The organism is Bradyrhizobium sp. NBAIM03 (assembly GCF_020194055.1).
GTDB lineage: Bacteria > Pseudomonadota > Alphaproteobacteria > Rhizobiales > Xanthobacteraceae > Bradyrhizobium > Bradyrhizobium yuanmingense.
In genome coordinates this window covers 19,347-36,655 of the sequence record NZ_JADYVS010000035.1, presented here as the reverse complement: position 1 = coordinate 36,655, position 17,309 = coordinate 19,347, and the positions used below count along the sequence as shown (strand labels likewise).

Genomic DNA, 17,309 nt, shown 5'->3' with positions numbered 1-17,309 from the left:
ACGGGGCACCGCCGCCGCCCATGGACCTTCGCAGGCGCAAGTGCTACTCCGCGAATTGACATGAACGATCTCTCACTGACCATTCTTCCCGAAGCCGCCGGCGACGCTCAGGCGATCGAGCGGCTGCACGAACGCACCTTCGGCCCCGGCCGCTTCGTGCTGAGCGCCTACCGGATCCGCGAGCACGTCGACCATCTGCTCGAACTGTCCTTCACGGCCCGTATCGGCACGCTCCTGGTCGGCTCCGTCAGGCAATTGCCGATTCTGATCGGCCAAACGCCGGCGCTGCTGCTCGGGCCGCTCACCGTCGAGCCGCCGTTCCGCGATCGCGGCATCGGCCGTCAGTTGATGGAGCGCGCGCTGAAGGACGCCAGGGAAAAAGGCCACCGCCTCGTGCTGCTGGTCGGCGACGAGCCCTACTACAGCCGCGTCGGCTTCAAGCAGGTCGCCAAGGGCCGCGTCACCATGCCGGGTCCCGTCGATGCCGCGCGCATCCTGGTGTTCGAGCTCGTCGACGGCGCCTTCGAGGGCGTGTCGGGCGCGGTCGGCCCGGACTGGAGCAAAGCGCGGACATAGGAGCGGCGCGCGTCGTTGGAAACGCCGTAGCCCGGATGGAGCGCAGCGCAATCCGGGAAGGTCTTCCGCAACGAGAGAACCCCGGATTACGCTACGCTCCATCCGGGCTACGACACTGCTCGTATCTCATCCGGCTAAGAGACCGTCGAGAAGACGCGCGGCTGCGCGCGTCATACTCCGTCATTGCGAGCGCAGCGAAGCAATCCTGAGTCTTTCCGCGGAGGCGGTCTGGATTGCTTCGTCGCAAGGGCTCCTCGCAATGACGGCGCGTGTCGTTACCTAGAACTTGAAGTTCGCGAACGCCCTGACGCCGATGCCGGGCAACAGCACCTGGTCCTTATTGAAGGAGACGGCATTGCGGATATTCTCGTTCAACAGGTTGTTGCCGACGAGCCCGACATGCATCTCGCGCGCGCCGAACCAACGTTGATCGAGCTGCGTTTTGTAGCTGACCTCGGCCCTTAGCAGGTTGTAGCCGGGCGTCGGCGTCTCCGCGATCGGTGCGATGTCGTTTTGCGCGAACGCGTGCAGCAGGTTGATCCGGGCAAACCATTCGGCGTCGCGATAGTACACACCACCGCCCAGCCGCTGGGGCGGAATGCGTGGCACGTTAGTGCCGTCGTCGAAGGTCGCGCGCACGATGTCGTATTGACCCTCGATGCCCCAGATCCCGTTCCAGACCGGCATCACGTCGTACTGGAACTGGAATTCGCCGCCCCGGAATGTCGCGTCGCGCTGCGAATAGACCGCCTGATTCAGTTCGAGGCCAGCGCCAAGCTGGCAAACGCCGTCCTCACACGTGTTGCCGGTCAGGCGCCGGTAGATAAAGCCGTTGAACTTGGTGTAGTAGCCGGTGATTTCGAAGCGAAGCGGCCCCACTGCCCGTCGCAGTCCCGCCTCGACCGACTTGGCGGTCTCGATGCCGAGATTGGGATTGCCTATGTCGAACGTGGTGGTGGCATCGTGGCCGCCGCGCGAGAACAATTCCGCCGGTTTCGGCGCACGCTCGACATATTGGCCGGTGACGCTGGCGACCAGATCCCAAGGAAGGTTGTGGATCAGGCCGATGCTCCCGCTCACCGGCGTGAAGTTGCGGTTGACCGCTGTTGCGGGGCCGATCGCGGCCGGATCGACGGCGAGGTCGAACACATCGGGGACGAAGGCCGGCGCCGTGCCGCTCAACCTTGCGCTCTCGACGCGCCCGGCGATCTGGGCCTTGGTAGCTTCGCTGAACTTGAACTCATTGAAGATGTACCCGGCGACCTTTGTGTTCTTGTTCGGATCGAACAGTCCGTTGATCGGGCTGCCTGGATCGTCCGGACTCGGCGCGGTCAGCTTCTGGTGCGACGCCTGGACGCCCACAGCGGTGGTCAGCGCAGCAAAGCGGACGTCGAACGGCGCAAGCTGCACCTCGACGCGGCCTTCCTGTTCCTTGTTGGTGAAGGTTTGTCTCACGCCGAGGGAGCCGAGGTCGGCAGAGTCGGCGAGCCCGACCTCATCGTGCTTATAGTCGGTGGCGCTGGCCCAGAACCGGATCGCATCGATCGCCGCCGCATCCGGCCGATACTCGCCTTTTGTCGTGAACTTTGTTTGTCGTCCGTCGATCCGCGTCAGGAACTCGCTGCCCTCGATACCGGGAATGTGATAGAGCGCGTTGTGCTGCGTGATCGCCGCGCCCACGTAGCCGCCGTCGAAGATGTAGGAGCCGCCGACAGATCCGCCGTAGGCCTGCGATGCCGAATTCGGCTGGCGTCCGTTGAACGGCAGCGTCGGGTCCGTCAAGAACGGATAGCTCGGGATGTTGTAGTCGCCGGCCTTGCGGCCAAAGGCATCGGCGTGGAAGGCAAAGTTGCCGCCGCCGGCATCGAGCAGCACGGCACCTTCGGTCCCGCGATCGACCGAAGTTACGGCCGTCCGCGTTTCCGCGGTGATGCAGCCCGGCGATCCCACGTTTGCCAGCGGCGCCTTGGTCGGGAGTCCGTAAGTCGGAAAGGGCGCCGTGCAGGACGGCAAGGCATCCGGAATTCGATTGTTGGTTGCGCTGACCACGCCACCGATCGCGGTGGAGCCGTAGCGCAGCGTCGCCGGTCCGCGGATGACCTCGACCTGGGTGGCTGCCAGCGGATCAATCGGCACGAAGTGATCCTCGCCGAGATCGGACGCGCCGTTGCTGCCTGTTCCGTTCTCGATAATGCCGACCCGGTTGGTGTCGAGCCCGCGAATGATCGGGCGGCTGGATGCGCCGGGTGCGTATTCAGAGCCGGTGATGCCGGGCTTGGAGAACAGGAGATCGCCGAGCGTGCCGCCGCCGTTGCGCCGAATCTCCTCGTTCGGCACCACGGTGACGGTCGCAAATTGATCGGTCACAACAGGCAGCACGCCTTGCTGAGGCGCGGCGGGCACGGGAGCTGCCGGTGCCGCTTCAGCTGCCTGCTCGCGGCTGCGCACCCGCGCGGTCCGCGTGCCGCGGCCTGCGTTGCGGGTCGGCACCACTGCTCTGCGTACGATCGGGCTTGGCGCCGTTACGGTGATGGCGGGGAGCTCGGTCGACGATTTGTCTTGTGCCGGCTGTTGTGCCGGTCGTTGTGCCGAGTCCTGGGCGAACGCGGATGTGGCGGCGGCGCCGAGCAGGAGCAGGCTTGCTCCGCCAAGGCGCTGCGCGCGTCGCAATTGAAATGACATGGTCCTGATTCCACTCAGGCGCCGTCCGGATGATGCTCTGCTGATCGGAGGCGGCCTGCCGTCGCGACGCGACGGAATTCGACTTCAACTTCTCCCAGGCACTTGCCGATGTGCGGCGAGGCTGGGTGTGATCAAGCGTTGGAGTCAGGACGCAGGAGGGGCGCGCGGCTGGAACGCCGTGCGGGCCGATGTCAGATGAGCGAACTCGGCGTCGAGGCTGCGCCGGAGCAGCTCGATCGCCTGCGGCAGCAACAGCACGGGCGGCGTCGCCGACACGATCGTGCCCGCCATCGCAATGATGGCGCAGATGGCGCAACTCTCGTCGCGCGAATGCTCGCGCTCGGGACTTGAGGGCGATTGCTTCTCGACGGCGGCGCCGTCGGTTGCTGCAACGTCCTTGGCGCCGCCTTCGATGTGCTGGACCGATGATTGAGCAAAAGGCGCGGCCTGCGCGAACCAATGGCTGTGGCCGAACGTCAGCGCGAGCTGCACCAGCATCGCGAACAACGCGAGCCGGGCGCCGTGCCTGCTATTCGACCGGAACCACTTCATCTGGAAAACGCCACCCCCACACCGAGGCGTCAATCCCAGGACGCCGCGATGTTATAGTATAACATCGCCCGACCGGTTCACCGATGTCAACGGCGGGGGGATCGGCGCATGCAAGCCGCCAAGCCGATGTGTCGTTCGGGCAACTACCGCCCCTCGCGCACCCAGGTCGCCGCAAATGCGCCGAGCAGCAGCAGCAGGCCGATCAGGCCGGAGAAGATCGGCAGCACGCCGACGCCCTTGACCACGCTGGCATCGCGCATCCGCACACCCATCCACCCGTCGCCGTGGAACATGCCGACCGAGCGCACCGGCAGGATGCGCGGCAGCTCGACGCTCGAGCTAGTAGCCACGCGCACGGCATCGCCGCCCGTCGCCTGTGTCAGCGGCTTCAACGTATCGACCGTGGAGGTGACTTCCGAAAATTCCTTCGGATTGGTCGGGCCGACATTGATCAGCGCTTTCAGCGTGCCGTCGGTGGCCTGCCACAGGCCGAGCTCGCTCGCCGGCAGGCTGGCGCGCCACTCGCCGGGATCGCCGGCGCTCAGCGTCAGATCCTGCGACACGCCCGACGGCGATGTCACGCTGACGGGCTGGACGCTGTCCGCCATGGTCTGACGCACCACGACGAGGTCCTTGCCCTGCACCTGGAGGCGCAACGCCTCCTCGTCGAGATCAGGCTGCTTCATCAGCCAGTGCGACATCCGCCGCAGCAGGTCGAGATGCGGACCGCCGCCCTCATAGCCGCGCGCCCACAGCCAGATGTGGTCGGACAGCAGGAGCGCGACGCGGCCCTCGCCGAAGCGCGACAGGAACAGCAGCGGCTTGCCGTCGACGCCGGTCATGACGGGCGGGTTGACCGCATTGCGGGTATCGACGGTGCGGAAGAACCGGCTCCAGCGCGGCGGCTCGCTGGCGGAGCCTTCCAGCCCGCGCGTGACGGGATGGCGTTTGCCGAGGTCGGACAGATGCGCATAGAACGGCTTCTCGGTGACGCCGACCGGTTCGGCCGGCAGCACCGAATCGAGCGGCGTGCGCCAGATGCTGCTGTTCGAGGCATAGTCGGGGCCGGCCGAGACCAGCACGGCGCCGCCTGCGCGCACGTAACGCGCCATGTTCTCGAAATAGGGGATCGGCAGCACGCCCTGGCGGGCATAGCGGTCGAAGATGATCAGCTGGAATTCGTTGATCTTCTGCTGGAACAGCTCGCGGGTCGGAAACGCGATCAGCGACAATTCGTTGATCGGCGTGCCGTCCTGCTTCTCCGGCGGGCGCAGAATGGTGAAATGCACGAGGTCGACGCTGGCGTCGGACTTGAGCAGGTTGCGCCAGGTGCGCTCGCCCGAATGCGGCTCGCCCGAGACCAGCAGCACGCGCAGCTTGTCGCGCACGCCGTCGATGGCGACGACGGCGCGATTGTTCACCGGCGTCAATTCGCGTTCGAGCGGCGAGGCCTCGATCTCGACGATGTTCGGCCCGGCATGCTTGATGTCGACGTCGACGCTCGCGGCCTGGCCGCTGGAGAGCGTGCGCTCGTTGATGACCTCGCCGTCGCGGCGGACCGTGACCCTGGCGCGCTCGCCGGTGACACCCTGGTCGTCGAGGCGGTAGGAGATGGTCTGGCTCTGCCCGACGATCCCGAAGCGCGGCGCGGCGGTGATCGCGATGCGGCGGTCGCGCTCGTCCTTCTGGCCCGTGACCAGCGCGTGCACCGGCGCCTGGAAGCCGAGCGCGGCGGCGTTCGCGGGAATGTCGTGGACGCGGCCGTCGGTGATCAGGAACGCGCCGGCGACGCGGTCGACCGGGACGTCCGCCAAGGCCGAGGCCAGCGCGCCGAACAGCTTGGTGCCGTCGGTCTCGCCGTCGGCCTGTCCGGCTTCGACGACACGGACCTCGAGGCCCTTGATCTTCTTCAGGCTGTCGACCAGCGCCTCCTGCGCTTGCGCAGCTTCGCGATTGCGGTTGCCGAAGTTCTGGCTCGGGCTCTTGTCGACAACAACAGCGGCGACCGAGGTAAGGGGATCGCGGTCCTCGCGGGTGAAGGAGGGATTGGCGAGCGCCAGCAGGAACAGCGCCAGCGCGGCCACGCGCACCGCGGCCCCGCGCGCGCGCGCCACCAGCAGCACGAGCGCGACAATGACGATCGCGGCGAGCGCGAGCCACAGCACGATGGTAGGAACAAGCGGTGTGAACGCGATACCGTAGTTCATGTCGATCCTATTGCCCCAGCCGTTCGATCAGCGCCGGAGCGTGCACCTGGTCGGCTTTGTAGTTGCCGGTCAGCGTGTACATCACGATGTTGGCGCCGGCGCGGTAGGCGAATTCGCGCTGGCGGGGGTCGCCGCCGGTCACCGGCAGCATGGCCTGTCCGTCGGGCCGCACCGCCCAGGCGCCGGCCAGGTCGTTCGAGGTGATGATGATTGGGGAGACGCCGTCGCCGCCGCGTGCCGGCCGTTGCGCGCTCTCATCGTCGTCTTCGCGCGGCAAGGTCTCGACCCAGGTCTGGCCGGCAGTGAAGCGGCCGGGGAAGTCGCGCAGCAGATAGAAGGTCTTGGTCAGCACATGCTCGCGCGGCACCGGCTCGAGCTCGGGCACGTCGAGCGAGGACAGGATCTCGCGCAGCGTCTGCATCGCTGGGGTCTGCGCCGCGCCGTTGGCGCCGGGCGGCGCCTCGATCGCGTCGCGGGTGTCGAAGAGCACGGTGCCGCCCTGCTTCATGTAGACGTCGATCTTGTTGATGGCGTCCTGCGGCGGCTTCGGCGCGCCCGGCACGATCGGCCAGTAGATCAGCGGGAAGAACGCGAGCTCGTCGCGCGCGGGATCGACGCCGACGGGATCACCGGCCTCGAGCGCCGTGCGCTGGGCCAGGAACAGCGTCAGCCCGTTCATTCCCGCCTTGACGATGGAATCGACATCCGCATTGCCCGTGACGACATAGGCGAGGCGGGTCTGCGACACCGACTTCATCGCGAACTCGTCCGTGACGCCGTCGGCGCGCGACGGCGCCGGCGAGAGCGCCGCGAATCCCGCGAGCAGGACCAGCACGATCATCGCGGGCGCGGCGCGGCGGCGCAGCAGCGCGGCAATGCCGCCGCCGAGCACCGCGATGATGATGGCGTCGATCAGGAACAGCGCGAGCGCCGTCGACAGCAGCCAGCCGCGCAAATCGCGCGGCTCGGCATTGGTGTAGGTGGCGTGCCGGGCGCGGAGGCTCGCGGTGTTCAGGGCGGCGATGCGGTCGGCGCTGGCAAGCGTGTTCACGGCGAGCGGTCCTTCTGCCGGGCCGTAGAAGCCGGGCGGATGATCTGATGTGGCGCGGTCGCGGTAATCCGCAGGAAGCGGCTTGGCCGTCGCGGGCGGCGGACCGAACGCGCCAAATCCGTCGAGGATGTGCAGCGGCGCCACGGTCTCAGCGGTCGCTTCGCCGGCAACGCCAGCGCCTGGCTTCGCGGTGTAGCCGGACATGTCGACCACCCGCCGCAGCATTTCGACGAAGGTGCCCGACATCGGCAGATCCGACCAGCGCATGTCGGCGCTGACGTGGAACAGGCTGACGAGGCCCTTGCCGCGATGTTCGCCGGTGACGAGTGGCGTGCCGTCTTCCAGCGAGGCCCAGCTCTTGGTGGCGAGCACGGCGTCGGGCTCGGCCAGCACCTGGCGGCTCACGGTGACGTCCTTGGGCACCGCGACGCCGGCGAACGGGCCATCGACGGCGAAGGAGGCGAGATGCTGCGGCTTCTCCCAGGTTAGGCTGCCGCCGAGCGTGCGGCCGCCCTTGCGCAGCTTGACCGGCACGAGGTCGTCCTCCGCCTGTGCCAGCCGGGGCCCAGCGAACCGCACCAGCACGCCGCCCTGGTCGACCCAGGCATTGAGGCGTTCGCGCAGCTCGGGGGCGATGGTGCCGACATCGGCGAGGATGATCATCGGCAGCTTCTGGTCGAGGAACTGCGTGATGCCCTGCTGCGGCGAGCCCTTGTCGGCGAGCCGGACGTCGGCGAACGGCGCCAGCGCGCGGGTGAGATAGAAGGTCGGCGCCAGCAGTGGCTGCGCGGTCTCGCTGGTCGCGCCCGAGATGATGCCGATGGCGCGGCGGCGCCAGCGCTTGTCGAGCAGCTGCACCGCGCCGGCCGAGCGCTCGCCGGAGATTTCGAGCCGCGTGATGTCGTTGCGCAGCTCGACCGGCAGGTCGAACGCCGCCTCGGTTTCCTTGTCCTGCGGGCCGAACGAATAGCGCGCTTCGCCGATCGGCGACGCCTTCTGGTCCAGCGCGCGTACCGTGCCGACCGCAATCCCGCTGTCGGTGCGCAGCACCTTCACCGTCATCTTCGCTGCGGCGTTCTCGGCGGCGACCAGGGCCAGCGGCGAGGAGGTGCCGCCTGCGAACACGGTCAGGCTGCGGTCGCCGATGGTCTTGCCGAGGCCGGCCACGAAGTCCTCGCCGCGGCCGGTGTCGACGCCGTCCGAGAGCCAGGCGATCTCGCAGTCGCCGGTGACCTTGAGGAAACGGTCGACCGCGGCCAGCGTCTCGACGCGGTCGATCGAATAGGGCTTTGGCGCCAGCTGCCGCAGCGCGACGCGCGCCGCACCCGCCGGCATCAGCGTGATGTCGCGGTTCGGCTCGGACAGCGGCACCAGCGCGATGCCGCGGCCGTCATTGTCGGCATTGGCGATAAGCTCATCGGCGGTCCTGATCCTGACGTCCCAGTGCGATGCGGCGCTCCAGCCGTCGTCGAACATGATCATCAGCGGCGCCTTGCTCCCGGCGACGCCCGTTTGCGGATTCCAGATCGGGCCGGCGGCGGCGAAGATCACCAGCGCGGCGGCGAGCAGGCGAAGCGCGGTCAGCCACCACGGCGTCCGTGAGGGCGTCTCTTCGCGCGGCGTGATGTCGAACAACAGCCGCGTCGGCGGAAACTCGATGCGGCGCGGCCGCGGCGGCATCACGCGCAGGAGCCACCACAGCACGGGCAGGCTGACGAGGCCGATCAGGAGCAGCGGTTGCGTGAAGGCGAGCGGCAATCCCATCATGCGGCCGGCCCCGCCTTGATCGTCGTGGTGCGTGCGCCGGACTTGCTCACCTGCATGCCGGCATGCAGGAACAGCAAGAGTTCGGCGGCGGAGCGGTCGGTCGCGTGCGTCGTGAACAGCCAGTCGAGCTTGTTGGTCTCGGCACGGATCTGGTCGCGGTGCAGCGCAAGCCGCGCGGTGTAATCCTGCGCCCAGCTCTCGGCGCGGCCGGCGGTGATCACGCCAAAACCTTCGGGCTCGACGAACTCGACGCGGCCGGAATAGGGGAACGATTCCTCGGCGGGATCGACCACCTGCACCATCGTGCCGTGCGCGCCGGAGCTGGACAGCCCGGCGAGCGTCGTCCTGATCTCGGCGATCGGCGACCAGAAATCCGACAGCACGATGATCTCGGCCAGCGCGGCCGGAACGAAGGATGGCGGCAGGCTCAGTCGGTCTGCATCGTCATGCAGCATCGCCTGCGCCATCCTGTCGATGACGCTGCGGCTTGCGGTCGGCGCCATCAGCCCGGGAATGCCGACGCGCTCGCCGCCGGCGACGAGCAGCTCGGCCAGTGCGAAGGCGACGATCAGCGTCCGCTCGAGCTTGGACTCGCGCGCGGTCTTCGAGGCGAACGCCATCGAGGGCGAGCGGTCCGGCCAGATCCAGACCGTGTGCGAGGCTTCCCATTCCAGCTCGCGCACGTAGAGATGGTCGTCGCGCGCCGAGCGGCGCCAGTCGACGTTCTGCGACGGTTCGCCCGAGACGAAGCGGCGGTACTGCCAGAAGTTTTCGCCCGAGCCGGCGCGGCGCCGTCCATGCAGGCCGTGGATGACGTTGGCGGCGATGCGGCGGGCCTCGAGCACCAAGCGCGGCAACGAAGCGGCGAGCGTGCGGCTTTCGCCATCGGCACGTCGGATCGCCAATATCTCCTTCGCTGCCCGCCCGTTCTCCGCTGCCATCAACCGATCCGTGTCTTCAATTGCCGGATCACGTCCGGAATCGTGCGGCCTTCGGCGCGCGCCTGGAACGTCAGCGCCATGCGGTGCTTCAGCACGGGCTCGGCAAGGTCGAGCACGTCGTCGATCGAGGGTGCCAGGCGCCCGTCGATCAGCGCACGCGCGCGTACCGCCAGCATCAGGGATTGGCTGGCGCGCGGGCCGGGACCCCAGGCAATGAACTTGCCGGCTTCGCCGGAGTCCGGACCCGGGCGGGCCGAGCGCACCAGCGAGAGAATTGCTTCCACCACGGAATCGCCGACCGGCAGGCGCCGGATCAGGCGCTGCGCGGTGATCAGCGCATCCGGCGTCATCGCGCCCTTGGCCAGCGTCTCCTCCGCGCCCGTGGTTTCAAACAGGATGCGGCGCTCGGCATCGCGGTCGGGATAGTCGACGTCGATCTCCATCAGGAAGCGGTCGAGCTGGGCTTCGGGCAGCGGATAGGTGCCTTCCTGCTCCAGCGGGTTCTGCGTCGCGAGCACGTGGAAGGGTTTCGGCAGATCGTGACGCGCGCCGGCGACGGTGATGTGCTGCTCCTGCATCGCTTGCAACAACGCCGATTGCGTGCGCGGTGAGGCGCGGTTGATCTCGTCGGCCATCAGGAGCTGCGCGAACACGGGACCGGCAATGAAGCGGAAGGCGCGCCTTCCCGCGGTGCTCTCCTCCAGCACTTCGGCGCCGAGAATGTCGGAGGGCATCAAATCGGGCGTGAACTGGATGCGCTTGGCATCGAGACCGAGCGTGACGCCGAGCGTCTCGACCAGCTTGGTCTTGGCAAGGCCGGGCACGCCGATCAGGAGCGCATGGCCGCCGGAGAGGATGGTGACCAGCGTGTTCTCGATCACGCGATCCTGGCCGAAGATGACCGAGGCGATCGCGTCCTTGGCCGCGCGAACCTGGCTCGACACCTGCTCGGCCGAACGGACGATCCCGTCCTCGAGTTTCTCGACACTCTCCGCCATTCGCTTGCTCCTTCAGCCTGTGCAACGCGGCTTGCTTGCATCGTCAGCCTGTCACGTCAGGTCATCACGCCAGATCATGGGCCCCATGCTAGACTTGCAGGAAAGCCATGTATTCGTTGAATTAACCTATCCCCACCTTATCGGCTTCGGGGTATGTACGGCATCACGAAGTGGCGACCTCCACACCGGGCTATTCCGGATGGAACCGCGCACCTAAGTACAACGTAGACCTGCACCAATCGTGCCAATCACAAAGTCAGGGCAAACCATGGCGAACCAAGGGCAGAGCGCCGATCGGGGTCTCGAGGGACTGACTGCCGCCGCCAAAAGCGCTGCCAATGCCGAAGGCGCCAAGAAAGGCCTGCCTCCGGTGCATCTGTGGAATCCGCCGTTTTGCGGCGATCTCGACATCCGAATCGCCTCCGATGGTACTTGGTTCTACATGGGGACGCCAATCGGGCGTCCCGCCCTGGTGCGGCTGTTTTCGACCATTCTCAAGCGCGAGGGCGACAAGCATTTCCTGGTCACGCCGGTGGAGAAGGTCGGTATCCGCGTCGACGATGCGCCGTTCATGGCGGTCGAGATGCAGAAGGACGGCGAGGGCAGCCATCGCGTGCTGCACTTCCGCACCAATGTCGACGACTGGGTCACCTGCGACGCGGCGCACCGGCTGCGCTTCGAGCAGGCGGAGGATGGCGGGCTGACGCCCTATCTGCACGTCCGTGCCGACCTCTGGGCCAAGGTGACGCGCGCGCTCTATTACGATCTGGTTGACATGGGCGAGGAGCGGATGGTCGATGGCCAGCCGATGTTCGGTGTCGAGTCGGCCGGCGAGTTCTTCGCCATGGCCGATGCGGAGCAGGTGAGGGCGGCGCTTTGAATTTGAACAACCCTATCCTGACGAACGAGCCGGTCGCGCTTGGCGCTGCGGATTTCTTCGCCCGCTCCAAGGCGAGGCTCGGCTTCGACGTGCCGCCCGGCCTCTATGATCCCAACATCATCCCCGCCTCGGGCGATCCCGGCACCGACAAGATGCTCGAGATCATCGCGCGCGAGCAGCCGGTGCGTCCCGCAGCGGTCCTGATCGCGGTGGTCGACCATCCCGAGCCCACCATCCTGCTGACGCAGCGCTCGGCGCATCTCAACGACCATGCCGGCCAGATCGCCTTTCCCGGCGGCAAGATCGACGCGATCGATGCCTCGCCGCTCGATGCGGCGCTGCGCGAGGCCGAGGAGGAGGTCGGGCTGGCACGCGACTTCGTCGAGCCGCTCGGCTATCTCGATCTCTACGGCACCGCTTTCGGCTTCCGCATCCTGCCGACGGTTGCCAGGGTCAGGCCGGGCTTTTCGCTCAGCATCAACCATTCCGAGGTTGATGATGCCTTCGAGGTGCCGCTATCCTTCCTGATGAATCCGGTGAACCACCAGGTGCACAGCAAGGAATTCCGCGGCACGCCGCGGTCCTACTACGCGATGCCGTTCGCGGAACGCTACATCTGGGGGGCGACGGCGGGCATGCTGCGTGTGCTGTATGAGCGGATCTATTCGTCATGATCCGGACGGTTCTGACCGAGATCGGAATCTTCCTCATCCCCTTTGCCGTCTATGCGCTGTTCCTGGCGGCGACGCGGTCCGGTGTGTTCGCACGCTCCTCATGGCCGGTCGCGATCGTCGCGCGTCTTGCGCTGGTGGCGATCGTGCTGGTCATCGCCGGCCTCATCGGCTTGGCGGAGTTCTCCGGCGCGCCGCCGGATTCGACCTACGTCCCCGCCCATATCGAGGACGGCAAGCTCGTGCCGGGCACGGAAAAGTAGGGGCGGGTCCATGAGCGCGGAGCCTTTACTCGCCGATGCGCCCTGGCTGACCGCAGGCGGCACCGCGCGCGTCCTGGCGCTGCTCGGCACCGATGGCGAGGAGGCGCGTGTGGTCGGCGGCGCCGTGCGCAACGCGCTGCTCGGCCTTGCGCCGGGTGACATCGACATCGCGACCACGGCGCTGCCCGACGAGGTGATACGGCGGGCCAAGGCTGCCGGCATCAAGAGCGTGCCGACCGGCATCGACCACGGCACCGTTACGCTGGTGATCGATGCCCACCCCTATGAAGTCACGACGTTGCGCGAGGATACCGAAACCTTCGGCCGCAAGGCCAAGGTCGCGTTCGGCCGCGACTGGGTGAAGGATGCCGAGCGGCGCGACTTCACCATGAACGGCCTGTCGGTCGATGCACGCGGTGTGGTTTACGATTATGTCGGCGGCATCAACGACGCCAAAGCGCGGCGCGTGCGCTTCATCGGCGATCCCGACCAGCGCATCGCCGAGGATTACTTACGCATCCTGCGCTTCTTCCGCATCCATGCCGCCTTCGGCGCCGGCGATCCCGACCCGGACGGCTATCTCGCCTGCATCCGCCGACGCGCGGGCCTGGCCAGCCTGTCGGCCGAGCGGGTGCGCATGGAGATGGTCAAGCTGCTGGTCGCCGGCGGTGCGGCTGCGGCCGTGCGAGCCATGGCCGAGGGCGGATTGCTGCAGGCGTTGACTGGCGGCGTCGTCTATACGGGTCCCCTGGACACGATGATCGCGATCGAGCGCGAACTCGGCCTCAGGCCCAGCAGCACGCGGCGCCTGGCCGCGCTCTCGGTCGCCGTCACCGAAGACGCCAAGCGCCTCGCCGTGCGCCTGCGGCTCTCCAATGCCGAGGCCAAGGCGCTGGATTCGATGGGGCACCGCTGGTGGCGCCTCGCCACCAAGGACGAAGCCAATGCACGGCGCTTGCTGTACCGGCTCGGGCCCGAGAGCTATCACGATCGCGTATTGCTTGGCTGGGCACGCAACGGCGGCGACGTCACCTCGATACGCTGGCGCGCGCTTGCCGAGCTGCCGCAGCGCTGGACCGCGCCGAAATTTCCGCTGAAGGCCGCCGACTTCATCGCCCGCGGTCTCACCGAAGGACCTGCGCTCGGCCATGTGTTGGCGCTCGCTGAAGACGCTTGGCTCGCAGCGGATTTCCCGCTGGAAGAAGCCGCGCTCGCTACGCTCGCCGATCAAGCCGTGGCCCGCATCAGAGGCGGCCAGAAAGATTGACCATCGTCTCGGGCTTCGCCGATATCTCGCTTCTGCAGCTTCTGCTTCGGTATGGCCGTGCCCGGCGTTCTTCGCCAAGGCCTTCGTCGATGCCGGTGCACATCCGCACCGCGATCCTCGATGCCGCCGTGATCACCGGCGGGCTGGTGATGATCTCGGCAGCGGCGAGGCAGCTCGTGGTCTAACGACGCCGGCTGAAAATGGCGTTCTTGGCGTCTGAGGAGCATCTGATGTCGCGAAAATCTGGCGGCGTCGCGTCAGGCGAACTTCGCGCGCACAAACCGTGTTCCGCAGTTCCACGCTGTGTCGCCGACGCTACAGCAATATTGCGAGACCACCTCTATACCTTGGCTTAAGCGGTGCCGCCTTGTCACGCGCACAGCGTTCGAGGGAAGTCATGAAATCCATTGTCTCCAAATCCATCGTCTCTGCTGCCCTTCTGGCCTCGGCTGTGTGTCTCTCCCACGCCGCCTCCGCGGCCGATCTTGCCAGGGCCTACACCAAGGCGCCGCCCGCGCCGGTCGCATTCAGCTGGACCGGTTTTTACGCCGGCGTGCATGGCGGTTATGGCTGGAGCGATCCGACGGCGACCTTCGATCCCGGCGCGCTCGCAACCGGGACGGTGCCCGGCTATGTCGTCACGGGTGGCACTGGGCCGTTCACCCTGGATGTGAGCCCCAAGGGCGGATTCGGCGGCGGCCAAATCGGCTATAACTGGCAGTCCGGCACGTTCGTGTATGGTCTGGAAGCGGATGTCAGCGGCGCTGCCATCAGGGAAACGGCGAGCCGCCCCTTCAGCGTCACCGGAACGATCGGCGGCGACAATGGCGCCTTCACCGGCGTGTTCAATCTCAAGCAGGAAATCGATGTCTTCGGCACGATCCGCGGACGTCTCGGATACGCGGCGAACAATGTGCTGATCTACGGTACCGGTGGCTTCGCCTGGGGCCACGTCAAGAACAGCATCTTCACCTCCAATCTCGCCACGCCGAATATCGCCAATTTCAACGGCTTCTTCCCGGCCCTGACGCGAAGCGCGTCATCGTCCGACGTCCAGGTCGGCTTCTCCGCGGGTGGCGGCATTGAATGGGCTTTCGACCCGCGCTGGACGTTCAAGGCCGAGTACATCTACATCAATCTCGGAAAGTCGAACGGCAATGCTCTTGCATTCCCCGGAGCGTCCTTCACGGACACCGAGGTTCAGCTTCATACAGCCAAGGGCGGCATCAACTATCGGTTCTGATCCGATCGGCATCAGCTCGTAGGGATGGGTTTCGCCGTTGCGAAACCCATCCTTGTGCCACTCCCGGCGTCGCAGCAGTCTCGTATTGTGATTCAGCTCGTGCTAACCGGCGCAGCTCGTCTTGCAAACGCGGACCAGACTGCTGCTTGTCCAGGGAGACGCCATGAAAGCACCCGCAAATCTCGCCGAGAAGCTCGCAACCTTTACTGATCGCTTCTCCCCGCGCACGGTGGCGACCTATAACGACAACGACATCATGGTGGCCAAGCTTGAGGGGCCGTTTCATTGGCACAAGCACGAGGACACGGACGACTTCTTTCTCGTGCTCAGCGGGACGCTCGACATCGAGCTGCGGGACCGCACGGTCACCCTCAACCCCGGCGAGGTTTTTGTCGTGCCGAAGGGCGTCGAGCACCGGCCGGTGGCGCGTGGGGAAGTGCACATCCTCTTGATCGAACCGACGGGGACGCCGAATTCCGGAGACAGGGCCACGGCGGCGCCTCGTATCCTCGTCTGATCAACCCGCGCCCGTCATCGGGGCCGCGGTGAGGCCCTCGACGCACAGCGCCTTCACCGTCGAGCCATTGGCGGCGAGCTTCGCTTGCGAAATCCATCGCTTGCGCTTCTGCGACATCCAGCGATGTCCGCTATCGCCCTGTGGTTGACAGGGAAGCGGACATCGGGCGCGCCGGAGCCGAACTCGGCTCGCACGAGAATGCAGTCCGAGAAGTGCCTACTCCTCGTCATCATCTTCGTCTTCGTCGTCCTCGTCGTCTTCTTCCACCTGCACGAGCACGGCGAGCGGCAGCGTCTCGCGGAACAGGTCGCCTTCCATGCCCATCCACAGGCACAGCGCCTCGTTCTCCTTCACCTCCGCGACGGTCAGCGGCTGACCGCCGGATTTCAGCATCACGACATCGCCGGCCTTCAGATCCATGGATTGTCCTTTCGGTTGATCGACACGGCCGACGCTAACAGGCCGTCATGACAGGCCGATCACGCCGGCTACCGGTGCCGGAAGGTGTCTCCGCGGTACGGCTCAGCTGCGCTCGCTCGTGACCGGCTGGTTCGGCAGGCACTGGTTGCTGAAATAGCCGATGGCATCGCGCGCGAGCGGAACATGGCAGAAGAAGCCGGTGGGGCGGTATCGCACCCTGATGCGATCCAGCTGCGCCATGGTCAGCGTCATGAACGCGTCCAGCCGGCGGGCCTGAAGCTGTAGCCTGTGCTCATTGCTGTCGCGTGGTTTGTCGAGCTTGCGATCGTTCGGCACGTCGTTGCCGGAGGCCGGAGCTTGCAACGCATTCGGTCCGCCGCGGAGCACCTCGAAGCAATGGTGCATCACCAGGACGTGGTGCTTGGCGCTCCACCAGTTGATGGTCACGACCTTCTGCAACGCATCGATCTCGCCATCCGCCCGCCTGGCACAGAGGTTGACGTAGGATTTGAGCCCATTGGCCGTCGGGTCGTTGCACAATTCGTCGCTGGGGCGTCCAGGATCGGCGCCATTGAAGATCGCACCCTTGAACTGCGGAAGGTTGGCGTCGGAATCGCAATCGAAGTTGTACTTGGTGAGCAGCGTTGCCGTCAGGGGATCCTGGTCAAGCGTGTGCTCTGCGGCCGGATCGCGCCCGAGGTCGCTGGGCCAGTCGATGTAGATCTCCGCCTTGCGCGCAAAGATGGCGCCGTTCCGCCGCAGCGACGTGCGCGCCTTCCAATAGTCCGAGAACGAGCCGAATGTCTTGGAGTCCACCGGAATGAAAGCGGGGCTTGCCTGCGCCTTCAGCGAGCCGAACTGCTCGCGCAGCATGGTCTCCTGCTGGATCTGCACGTCGGCGAAGGCGTCCGAGATCTCGAGGAAGGTGTCGGTCGCCTTCTGCATGTCCGCCTTGGCCTGCTCGCCGACCTTCTGTTCATAGGAATTCAGGTACTGGAAATATCCGCCCAGGAAGCCGGTCAGCAGGGTCACGGCCGTCAGTCCCTTGGTGACCGAGAGGCGGCTGTCCCAGGATTGAATTCTCTGCCAGATACCCGCCGCCTTCACCGGGGATCGCGTGCGCGCTGCCTGCTTCGGAAGGTCCTGCTCCATTGTCGCCTCCAACTCGCCACGCCCCATGGCACGAGGCTACCGCAATCCCGGATTGCGGCTTGTGAAGCATTTCACTTCAAGTAAGGCAGGCGGGCTGCCGGATGTCGGGCGGCGGCAGCTCC

At 66.4% G+C, this 17,309-nt stretch carries 15 protein-coding genes and 1 pseudogene; 8 read left to right on the top strand and 8 right to left on the bottom strand.

Features of this window, described 5'->3' with window-relative positions:
- Window positions 1-60: 60 nt before the first annotated feature.
- Complete coding sequence (locus I6F21_RS33670; RefSeq protein WP_225143347.1) at window positions 61-576, top strand: N-acetyltransferase; 516 nt, start codon at window positions 61-63, stop codon at window positions 574-576.
- 279 nt (window positions 577-855) lie between these two features.
- Here the strand turns inward: I6F21_RS33670 and I6F21_RS33665 are convergent, their stop codons facing one another.
- The 6 genes from I6F21_RS33665 to I6F21_RS33640 form a co-directional block, all read right to left on the bottom strand.
- Window positions 856-3,258: a TonB-dependent receptor gene (locus I6F21_RS33665; RefSeq protein ID WP_225143345.1), complete on the bottom strand. Its 2,403-nt coding sequence runs from the start codon at window positions 3,256-3,258 to the stop codon at window positions 856-858.
- Window positions 3,259-3,402: 144 nt separating this feature from the next.
- Window positions 3,403-3,810, bottom strand: a complete 408-nt coding sequence (locus I6F21_RS33660; protein WP_225143343.1) for a DUF2946 domain-containing protein — start codon at window positions 3,808-3,810, stop codon at window positions 3,403-3,405.
- 143 nt (window positions 3,811-3,953) lie between these two features.
- Window positions 3,954-6,017 carry a hypothetical protein gene (locus I6F21_RS33655; protein ID WP_225143342.1) on the bottom strand — a complete coding sequence of 688 codons (2,064 nt, stop codon included), beginning with the start codon at window positions 6,015-6,017 and terminating at the stop codon, window positions 3,954-3,956.
- Window positions 6,018-6,024: 7 nt separating this feature from the next.
- Window positions 6,025-8,835 carry a DUF4159 domain-containing protein gene (locus I6F21_RS33650; protein ID WP_225143340.1) on the bottom strand — a complete coding sequence of 937 codons (2,811 nt, stop codon included), beginning with the start codon at window positions 8,833-8,835 and terminating at the stop codon, window positions 6,025-6,027.
- Window positions 8,832-9,776, bottom strand: a complete 945-nt coding sequence (locus tag I6F21_RS33645; protein WP_036013782.1) for a DUF58 domain-containing protein — start codon at window positions 9,774-9,776, stop codon at window positions 8,832-8,834. Before I6F21_RS33645 ends, I6F21_RS33650 begins: the two co-directional genes overlap by 4 nt.
- Window positions 9,776-10,774: a MoxR family ATPase gene (locus tag I6F21_RS33640; RefSeq protein ID WP_225143339.1), complete on the bottom strand. Its 999-nt coding sequence runs from the start codon at window positions 10,772-10,774 to the stop codon at window positions 9,776-9,778. The genes I6F21_RS33645 and I6F21_RS33640 overlap by 1 nt, the downstream gene beginning before the upstream one ends.
- Window positions 10,775-11,042: 268 nt before the next feature.
- On the opposite strand from I6F21_RS33640, the gene I6F21_RS33635 reads away from it, so the two are divergent.
- The 7 genes and pseudogenes from I6F21_RS33635 (at window position 11,043) to I6F21_RS33610 (ending at window position 15,615) form a co-directional block, all read left to right on the top strand.
- Window positions 11,043-11,654, top strand: coding sequence for a DUF1285 domain-containing protein (locus I6F21_RS33635; protein WP_225143183.1), 612 nt, complete (start codon window positions 11,043-11,045; stop codon window positions 11,652-11,654).
- 2 nt (window positions 11,655-11,656) lie between these two features.
- Complete coding sequence (locus tag I6F21_RS33630; protein ID WP_057026264.1) at window positions 11,657-12,328, top strand: CoA pyrophosphatase; 672 nt, start codon at window positions 11,657-11,659, stop codon at window positions 12,326-12,328.
- A complete protein-coding gene (locus I6F21_RS33625) occupies window positions 12,325-12,588 on the top strand; it encodes a DUF6111 family protein (RefSeq protein ID WP_036013774.1) in 264 nt (87 codons plus the stop codon). Before I6F21_RS33630 ends, I6F21_RS33625 begins: the two co-directional genes overlap by 4 nt.
- Window positions 12,589-12,598: 10 nt before the next feature.
- Window positions 12,599-13,855 (top strand): CCA tRNA nucleotidyltransferase, encoded by a 1,257-nt coding sequence (locus I6F21_RS33620; RefSeq protein ID WP_225184084.1) that lies wholly within the window; start codon window positions 12,599-12,601, stop codon window positions 13,853-13,855.
- Between the two features lie 64 nt (window positions 13,856-13,919).
- Window positions 13,920-14,040, top strand: a pseudogene (locus I6F21_RS39095) (sulfite exporter TauE/SafE family protein); the annotation flags it as partial.
- Window positions 14,041-14,252: 212 nt separating this feature from the next.
- Window positions 14,253-15,098 carry an outer membrane beta-barrel protein gene (locus I6F21_RS33615; RefSeq protein WP_225143179.1) on the top strand — a complete coding sequence of 282 codons (846 nt, stop codon included), beginning with the start codon at window positions 14,253-14,255 and terminating at the stop codon, window positions 15,096-15,098.
- A 163-nt stretch (window positions 15,099-15,261) separates the two neighbouring features.
- Entirely contained in the window at window positions 15,262-15,615 is a 354-nt protein-coding gene (locus I6F21_RS33610; protein WP_109145945.1) for a cupin domain-containing protein, read from the top strand.
- A gap of 216 nt (window positions 15,616-15,831) precedes the next feature.
- Here the strand turns inward: I6F21_RS33610 and I6F21_RS33605 are convergent, their stop codons facing one another.
- Together I6F21_RS33605 and I6F21_RS33600 are read right to left on the bottom strand one after the other, a co-directional pair.
- Window positions 15,832-16,035 carry a DUF2158 domain-containing protein gene (locus I6F21_RS33605; RefSeq protein WP_036024831.1) on the bottom strand — a complete coding sequence of 68 codons (204 nt, stop codon included), beginning with the start codon at window positions 16,033-16,035 and terminating at the stop codon, window positions 15,832-15,834.
- Window positions 16,036-16,137: 102 nt separating this feature from the next.
- Window positions 16,138-17,187 carry a hypothetical protein gene (locus I6F21_RS33600; RefSeq protein ID WP_128263021.1) on the bottom strand — a complete coding sequence of 350 codons (1,050 nt, stop codon included), beginning with the start codon at window positions 17,185-17,187 and terminating at the stop codon, window positions 16,138-16,140.
- Window positions 17,188-17,309: the final 122 nt, after the last annotated feature.